The organism is Kitasatospora arboriphila, from assembly GCF_039528095.1.
In the GTDB taxonomy this organism is placed as follows: domain Bacteria; phylum Actinomycetota; class Actinomycetes; order Streptomycetales; family Streptomycetaceae; genus Kitasatospora; species Kitasatospora arboriphila.
This window is the reverse complement of the sequence record NZ_BAAALD010000075.1, coordinates 1-7,541: the sequence shown is the minus strand read 5'-3', so window position 1 is coordinate 7,541 and position 7,541 is coordinate 1. Positions and strand designations below refer to the sequence as shown.

Sequence of the window (7,541 nt, the reverse complement as noted above, 5' to 3'; positions counted from 1 at the left end):
GGGGGGAGCCCCCGCCGGCGCCCCCCCCGATCAGGTCGAGTGCGGCGTCGACGCCGTCGGGGGCGATCGCGCGGACGCGGTCGACCAGGCCCTCGCCGTACGCGACCGGTTCGGCGCCGAGTTCGCGCAGGTAGGCGTGGTTGCGTTCGCCGGCGGTGCCGATGACCCGGGCGCCGTGGGCGGTGGCGATCTGGACGGCGAGGCTGCCGACGCCGCCGGCCGCGGCGTGCACCAGGACGGTCTGGCCGGCGCGGATCCGCAGCGCCTTGACGAGGGCCTGGTGGGCGGTGAGGCCGGCGAGCGGGAGGCCGCCGGCCTGGGCCCAGTCGAGCGAGGCGGGTTTGCGGGCGAGGGTGCGGACGGGGGCGGCGACCAGCTGGGCGTAGGTGCCGTGTTCGGCGGAGTCCTTGCGGACGTAGCCGACGACCTCGTCGCCGGGGGCGAACTCGGTGACGCCGCCGCCGACGGCCTGGACGACGCCGGCCAGGTCCCAGCCCATGATCAGCGGGAAGTGGACGTCCATGATGCCGTCGAGGTGGCCCTCGCGGAGCTTCCAGTCGACCGGGTTGACGCCGGCGGCCTTCACCCGCACCAGGACGGAGTCGGGGCCGACCTTGGGGTCGGGCACGTCGGTGTACTCGACGACGTCGGGGCCGCCGTACTGCCTGATCACAATGGCCTTCATGCTCCAAGACAACGCGATCGCGGCCGGATATCGGTTCGGCCACGCCGGGAAGGCTCCGATCCGGAGAGCGGTTCTCGTCACATCGACAGAACGTCCATCGTCAGAGTGACGCTAACGGGTTATCATAGATAGCGTCAGATAGACGAGAAGGCCCCGCGGTACCACCGCAGCTCGGCAGGGGCCGGAAGATCGGCCGCACAGGAGGGCACCCGCCCGTGACCACCACCACCGAGACCTACGGCGTCGACCCCTCTCCGACGCCCCTGGCGCTGCTGCTGCTCGGCCGCGAGGCCGACCCCGCGAGCGAGCGCGGCGTCGAGTGCCCGGGCGACCTGCCCGCCGCCTCCGACCCGGACCTGGTCGCGCGGGCCCGCGCCGCCAAGGAGGCGCTCGGCGACCGGGTGTTCATCCTGGGCCACCACTACCAGCGCGACGAGGTCATCGAGTTCGCCGACGTGACGGGCGACTCCTTCAAGCTGGCCCGCGACGCGGCGGCCCGCCCGGAGGCCGAGTACATCGTCTTCTGCGGCGTGCACTTCATGGCCGAGTCGGCGGACATCCTCACCACCGACGCCCAGCAGGTCGTGCTGCCGGACCTCGCCGCGGGCTGCTCGATGGCCGACATGGCCACCGCCGAGCAGGTCGCCGAGTGCTGGGACGTGCTCACCGACGCCGGGATCGCCGACGTGACCGTGCCGGTCTCGTACATGAACTCCTCGGCCGACATCAAGGCCTTCACCGGCCGGCACGGCGGCACCATCTGCACCTCCTCCAACGCGAAGCGGGCGCTGGAGTGGGCCTTCGAACAGGGCCAGAAGGTGCTGTTCCTGCCGGACCAGCACCTGGGGCGCAACACCGCCGTCCTGGAGATGGGCTTCTCGCTGGACGACTGCGTCCTCTACAACCCGCACAAGCCCAACGGCGGCCTGACCGCCGAGCAGCTGCGGAACGCGAAGATGATCCTCTGGCGCGGCCACTGCTCGGTGCACGGCCGTTTCAACCTGGACTCGGTGAACGAGGTCCGCGAGCGGATCCCCGGCGTCACCGTGCTGGTGCACCCGGAGTGCAAGCACGAGGTCGTCACCGCGGCCGACATGGTGGGCTCGACCGAGTACATCATCAAGGCGCTGGACGCCGCCGAGCCCGGCTCCAAGTGGGCCATCGGCACCGAGCTGAACCTGGTGCGCCGGCTCGCCAAGGCCCACCCGGACAAGGAGGTCGTCTTCCTCGACCGCACGGTCTGCTTCTGCTCGACCATGAACCGGATCGACCTGCCGCACCTGGTGTGGGCACTGGAGTCGCTGGTCGAGGGCCGGGTGCCGAACGTGATCACGGTCGACCCGGAGACCGAGAAGTACGCCAAGGCGGCGCTGGACCGGATGCTGGCCCTGCCGTAACGTTCCGCCGCGCCGCCGGCGGGCGGCGCGCAGCACGCCGAAGGGCGGGCACCCCGTGGGGTGCCCGCCCTTCGGTGTCACGAGACCTAATTCGGCAGGCCGGGGATCAGGCCGTCGCCCTCGGTCCGCAGCATCTCGCGGACCTCGTCGATGGTCGCCTCCGCGTCCGGGAGGATCAGGTCGGACGGCTCCAGGGACTCGTCCGGCAGCGGGCTGCCGAACTCCTTGACCGCGCCCAGCAGCGCGTCCAGCGCGGCCTTGAAACGCCCGCCGTCACCCGACTCCACTGCCTTGAGCAGTTCGTCGTCCAGCTCGTTGAGCCGGTTCAGGTGGCTCTCGCCGACCTGGAACTGCCCCTCACCCATGACCCTCATGATCATGCCGGCGCGTCTCCCTGTCCGGTTCGTGGTGCTGTCCGGTTGCTACTTGTTGTAGTTGATCTTGGACGAGTCCTGCTGGCCCTGCTCGATGGCCTGCGGAGCGGCGGCGGGAGAGCCGCCGGTCAGCTCGGCCTTCATCCGGGCCAGCTCCAGCTCGACGTCGCTGCCGCCGGCCACCCGCTCCAGCTCGGCCTCGATGTCGTCCTTGCGGCCGAGGCCGCTGGCGTCGTCGAGCGCACCGGAGGCGAGCAGCTCGTCGATCGCGCCGGCCCGCGCCTGCATCTGCGCGGTCTTGTCCTCGGCCCGCTGGATCGCCAGGCCCACGTCGCCCATCTCCTCGGAGATGCCGGAGAAGGACTCGGCGATCCGGGTCTGCGCCTGGGCGGCCGTGTACGTCGCCTTGATGGTCTCCTTCTTGGTGCGGAAGGCGTCCACCTTGGCCTGCAGCCGCTGGGAGGCGAGCGTGAGCTTCTCCTCCTCGGCCTGCAGCTGCTGGTACTGGGTCTCCAGGTCGGTGATCTGGGACTGCAGGTTCGCCTTGCGGGTGAGCGCCTCGCGGGCGAGGTCCTCACGGCCCAGCGAGAGCGCCTTGCGGCCCTGGTCCTCGTACTTCGCGGACTGCTGCTGCAGCTGCGTCAGCTGCAGCTCCAGGCGCTTGCGCGAGGTGGCCACGTCGGCGACGCCGCGGCGCACCTTCTGCAGCAGCTCCAGCTGCTTCTGGTACGAGTAGTCGAGCGTCTCCCGCGGGTCCTCCGCACGGTCCAGTGCCTTGTTGGCCTTGGAGCGGAAGATCAGCCCCATACGCTTCATGATTCCGTCGCTCATGGGCCTCGGGTGCCCCCTTCTACGGGCCTGCGAATTCCGTCTCGTAACACGTCGAGTCTATGTGCAGCGAGCTGGTCGCCGCAGTGCACGAGCTGCAACAAGACTGCTACAGCCGCACACTGCCGGTCATCGTTCCTGGGGTGGAGCCGACCCTGAGACCATGATCCGCCCCGCGGAGGGCCCCCCGTACGGGACACGCCGCCCGATCGATATCCGTTCGTGCCGACGCTCACTGCGGAAAGCACCCGGCCAGCACGTACGCTGGGGGTGTGTTCCGACGCCGTGATGAAGCCTCCTCCGCCGCGACCGCGCTGGCCGAGCAGGACGAGAAGACCCCCCGCGACCCGCAGGCCAAGAAGGGCCGCCCGACGCCGAAGCGCAGCGAGGCCGAGGCCAGCCGGCGGACCCGGGTGACCGTGCCCAAGGACCGCAAGGAGGCCGCCCGGCAGTCCCGCGAGCGGATGCGCTCCGAGCGCGAGAAGCAGCGCACCGCCCTGCTGGAGGGCGACGAGCGCGCCCTGCCGGCGCGCGACAAGGGCCCGGTGCGGCGCTTCGCCCGCGACTTCGTCGACTCCCGCTGGTCGCTCGCCGAGTTCTTCCTGCCGTACGCCGTGGTGGTGCTGGTGCTCAGCATCGTCAAGGTGCCGGCCCTGCAGCTGCTCTCCACGCTGCTCTTCGTGGTCTTCTTCGTCCTGGTGATCCTGGACTTCGCCCGGCTCGGCCTCGGCCTGCGCAAGGCCCTGCGCGAGCGCTTCCCGAACGAGAACACCCGCGGCGCCGTCCCCTACGGCCTGATGCGCACCCTGCAGATGCGCCGACTGCGGCTGCCCAAGCCGAAGGTGAAGCGGGGCGAGCGGCCCTGACCGCGGAGCCGGTCCCGCCGGCCTGGGCCCTGCCGGTGCAGCCGGACCAGCCCGGGTTGTACGCGCTGCCCGGGCAGGGCGCCGGCGGCCACGACCGGCTGCCGGCCGTCGGCGGAGGCGGCCGGCACGCGGCCGCCCCCTGGCCGCCCCGGCAGGGCGGCCTGCGCAGCACCGTCCGCGAGGAGCTGCTGACCCGGCAGCTCGCCGAGCAGCTCGCCGGACGGACGGGACTGCGGGTGCTGGACGTCGGCTGCGGACAGGGCACCCAGACCGTGCGGCTGGCCCGCGCCGGGCACGCCGTCACCGGCGTCGACCCCGACCCGGTCACCCTCGGCGCCGCGCAGGCCGCGGTCGCGGCCGAGCCCGCCGACGTGCAGGCGCGGGTGCGGCTCATCGGCGGGGACGGGCACGCCTGCGGGCGGTGGTTCCCGCCGCGCTCCTTCGACGTCGTGCTGTGCCACGGCGCCCTGATGTACCTCGCCGACCCGGACCCGCTGCTCGCCGCGCTCGCCCGGGTGCTCGACACCGGCGGCGTGCTGTCGCTGCTCGTCCGCAACGCCGACGCGCTGGCCATGCGCCCCGCGCTCGCCGGCGACTGGCGCACCGCCCTCGCCGCCTTCGACTCCTACCGCTGCACCGACCGGTACGGCGTCCCCGCCCGGGCGCACCGGCTCGGCGAGCTGACCACCACGCTCTCCGGCATCTCGGTGCCGCTGCGCCACTGGTACGGCGTCCGGGTCTTCACCGACGCCGCACCCGACGAGGCGGCACCGGTCGACGGCCGGCAGCTCGCCCAGCTCCTCGACGCCGAGGAGCGGGCCGGCCGGCAGGACCCGTACCGCCAGGTCGCCGGCCTGCTCCACCTCGTCGGCGCCAAGTAGACACGTGGGCGGGCGGCCTTCCTAGGCCTCGTGCAGGCTCATCGAGTAGATCTCGCGGTCGTCCTCCAGCAGGACCGCCCGGTCCACGCCGTCCGCCAGCAGCTGCTTGTAGGTCTCGCCGATCCACGACTCGGCGTCGCCCTGGCCCGGGAACTCCTCCTGGCCGCCCGGCTGGTCGACCCCGGTGCCGTCCTGCTGCTCGAACCGCCACGTCCACACCATGTGTCGGACTCCTCCCGCTCGGTGACCTCGACGTGCGCACACTAGCGTGCCCGCCCCGCCGCACCGCCATACCCCGTGCGGCAGGATGATCCGCATGGCACTCCCCCGCACCCTCGTCCTCGGCGGCGCCCGCTCCGGCAAGTCCACCCGCGCCGAGCTGATGCTCGCGTCGTACCCGGACGCGTTGTACGTGGCCACCTCGGGCACCCGGGACGGCGACCGGGAGTGGGCGGACCGGGTGCGCCTGCACCGGGAGCGCCGGCCCGCCTCCTGGCGCACCGCCGAGACCTGCGACCTGGAGGCGGTGCTCGCCGACCGGGAGGACACCGCCCCGGTCCTGATCGACTGCCTCGCGCTCTGGCTCACCGCCGTGATGGACGAGCACGGCGCCTGGTCCGACGACAGCTGGCACGGCGGCGGCGAGCAGGCCGTGCAGCGGCGCTGCGAGGCGCTCGCCGCGGCCTGGGCGGCGACCCGGCGGCCCGCGGTCGCGGTCAGCAACGAGGTGGGCATGGGCGTGGTGCCCGCGACGGCGGCCGGCCGGCGGTTCCGGGACACCCTGGGACGCCTCAACATGGCGGTCGCCGACGCCTCCGAGCAGGTGCTGCTCGTCGTGGCAGGGCAGGTGCTGACCGTCAAAGCCGGTGCCGTGTAGCCTTCCGAGCGATGGACACGACCGTGGATCTCGACAGTTTCTCCTCCCTCGTCGAGCGGCCCGACGAGGCCGCCCGCAAGGCCGCCGAGGAGTACCGGCAGCAGCTCGGCCTGCCGCCGGGCGGCCTCGGCTCGCTGGAGGAGCTCGGCGCCTGGCTCGCCTCCGTCCAGGGCGCGGCCCCCGTGCGGCCGGTGGCCGCCGCGAAGGTGCTGCTGTTCGCCGGAGACCACGGCGTCGCCGCACTCGGCGTCTCCCGGCCCGGTCCCGGCCGGAGCACGGCGGCCCGGGTGCACGCCGTGCTGGAGGGCACCGCGCCGGTCGCCCTGCTGGCCCGCCGCTACGGCGCGGCCGTGCGGGTCGTCGACATGGCGGTCGACGCCGAGCCGCACGAGTTCCCCGCCGAGGTGTCGCAGTACCGGGTGCGGCGCGGCTCCGGCCGGATCGACGTCGAGGACGCGCTGACCGCCGAGGAGACCTCCCGGGCCTTCCGGGCCGGCATGGCGATCGCCGACGAGGAGGCCGACGCCGGCACCGACCTGGTGCTGCTCGGCGACATCGGCACCGGGTCCACCACGGTCGCCGCCGTCCTGGTCGGCGCGCTGTGCGGCACCGACGCGGCGGCCGTCACCGGGCGCGGCTCGGGCGTCGACGACCGGGTGTGGATGGTCAAGTGCGCCACCGTCAGGGACTCGCTGCGGCGGGCCCGGCCGGTGCTCGGCGACCAGCTCGCGCTGCTCGCCGCGACCGGCGGCGCGGACTTCGCCGCGATCACCGGCTTCCTGCTGCAGGCCGCCGTCCGCCGGCTGCCGGTGGTGCTCGACGGCGTGGTGTCCGCGGCCTGCGCCCTGGTCGCCCAGCGGGTCGCCTTCCGGGCGCCCGAGTGGTGGCGGGCCGGGCAGGACAGCGGCGAGCCCGCGCAGGCGAAGGCGTACGACCGGCTCACCCTGACCCCGGTGCAGCAGCTCGGTGTCAAGGCCGGTGAGGGCGTCGGCGCGCTGCTGGCGCTGCCGCTGCTGCAGGCCGCCTCCGACACCCTGGCGGAGCCCGGCGAGGTGCCGGCCGCCGCGAAGGCCGAGCCGCGGCCGCCGGCGAAGCTGCCCACCGCGGCGGAGCTGCTGGGCCTCGGCTGACGTGCCGGACGGGCTGCGCTTCGCCTTCGGCACGCTCTCGGTGCTGCCGGTCCGGGTCGACCGCTGGGACCGGCCGACGGCCGGACGGGCGATGCTCGCCGCCCCGGTGGTCGGCGCGGTACTCGGCCTGATCGCGGCCGGTGCCGGGGCCTTCGCCGCGTGGCGGGCGGGCGGGCTGCTCGGCGCGGTCGCCGCGGTCGGTGCGCTCGCCGCACTGACCCGGGGCCTGCACCTGGACGGCCTGGCCGACGTCGCCGACGGCCTCGGCAGCGGCAAGCCGGCCGAGGACGCACTGCGGATCATGAAGCAGTCGGACATCGGGCCGTTCGGCGTGCTGACGCTGCTTCTAGTGATGCTCGGTCAGATCGCCGCGCTGGCCGGGCAGTTCGACGCCTCGCTCGGCCGCGGCGCACTCGCGGTGCTCACCGCGGCCCTCGCCGGGCTCTGCGCGCTCGCCTGGGGCTGCCGCCGCGGCGTGCCGGCCGCCCGGCCCGGCGGACTGG

General features: G+C 73.8%; 9 protein-coding genes and 1 pseudogene. 6 read left to right on the top strand and 4 right to left on the bottom strand.

The genetic code is table 11. The annotated features are described in order from the left end of the window. On the bottom strand, positions 1-685 hold a 685-nt coding region (locus ABD353_RS29235; protein ID WP_344626694.1), incomplete at its 3' end, for an NADP-dependent oxidoreductase. Between the two features lie 215 nt (positions 686-900). Here ABD353_RS29235 and nadA point away from each other — a divergent pair. Further along, complete coding sequence (gene nadA, locus ABD353_RS29230) at positions 901-2,082, top strand: quinolinate synthase NadA (protein ID WP_344626693.1); 1,182 nt, start codon at positions 901-903, stop codon at positions 2,080-2,082. 86 nt (positions 2,083-2,168) lie between these two features. Here nadA and pspAA read toward each other — a convergent pair whose 3' ends face one another. After that, entirely contained in the window at positions 2,169-2,462 is a 294-nt protein-coding gene (gene pspAA / locus ABD353_RS29225) for a PspA-associated protein PspAA (protein ID WP_344626692.1), read from the bottom strand. 42 nt (positions 2,463-2,504) lie between these two features. Beyond that, positions 2,505-3,287, bottom strand: coding sequence for a PspA/IM30 family protein (locus tag ABD353_RS29220; RefSeq protein ID WP_344626691.1), 783 nt, complete (start codon positions 3,285-3,287; stop codon positions 2,505-2,507). A gap of 269 nt (positions 3,288-3,556) precedes the next feature. Here ABD353_RS29220 and ABD353_RS29215 point away from each other — a divergent pair, with 269 nt between their 5' ends. After that, positions 3,557-4,150 (top strand): DUF3043 domain-containing protein, encoded by a 594-nt coding sequence (locus ABD353_RS29215; protein WP_344626690.1) that lies wholly within the window; start codon positions 3,557-3,559, stop codon positions 4,148-4,150. A gap of 35 nt (positions 4,151-4,185) precedes the next feature. Further along, positions 4,186-5,031 carry a class I SAM-dependent methyltransferase gene (locus ABD353_RS29210; protein ID WP_425555277.1) on the top strand — a complete coding sequence of 282 codons (846 nt, stop codon included), beginning with the start codon at positions 4,186-4,188 and terminating at the stop codon, positions 5,029-5,031. Between the two features lie 21 nt (positions 5,032-5,052). Here ABD353_RS29210 and ABD353_RS29205 read toward each other — a convergent pair whose 3' ends face one another. After that, on the bottom strand, positions 5,053-5,253 hold the full coding sequence (locus ABD353_RS29205) for a hypothetical protein (protein WP_344626689.1): 201 nt from the start codon (positions 5,251-5,253) through the stop codon (positions 5,053-5,055). 37 nt (positions 5,254-5,290) lie between these two features. Between ABD353_RS29205 and cobU the strand changes: the two are divergent. The 3 genes and pseudogenes from cobU to ABD353_RS29190 form a co-directional block, all read left to right on the top strand. Then, a pseudogene (gene cobU / locus ABD353_RS29200) lies at positions 5,291-5,908 on the top strand (bifunctional adenosylcobinamide kinase/adenosylcobinamide-phosphate guanylyltransferase); the annotation flags it as partial. Between the two features lie 11 nt (positions 5,909-5,919). Then, positions 5,920-7,038, top strand: coding sequence for a nicotinate-nucleotide--dimethylbenzimidazole phosphoribosyltransferase (locus tag ABD353_RS29195; RefSeq protein WP_344626688.1), 1,119 nt, complete (start codon positions 5,920-5,922; stop codon positions 7,036-7,038). A 1-nt stretch (position 7,039) separates the two neighbouring features. Then, a partial coding sequence (locus ABD353_RS29190) for an adenosylcobinamide-GDP ribazoletransferase (RefSeq protein ID WP_344626687.1) occupies positions 7,040-7,541 on the top strand: 502 nt, incomplete at its 3' end.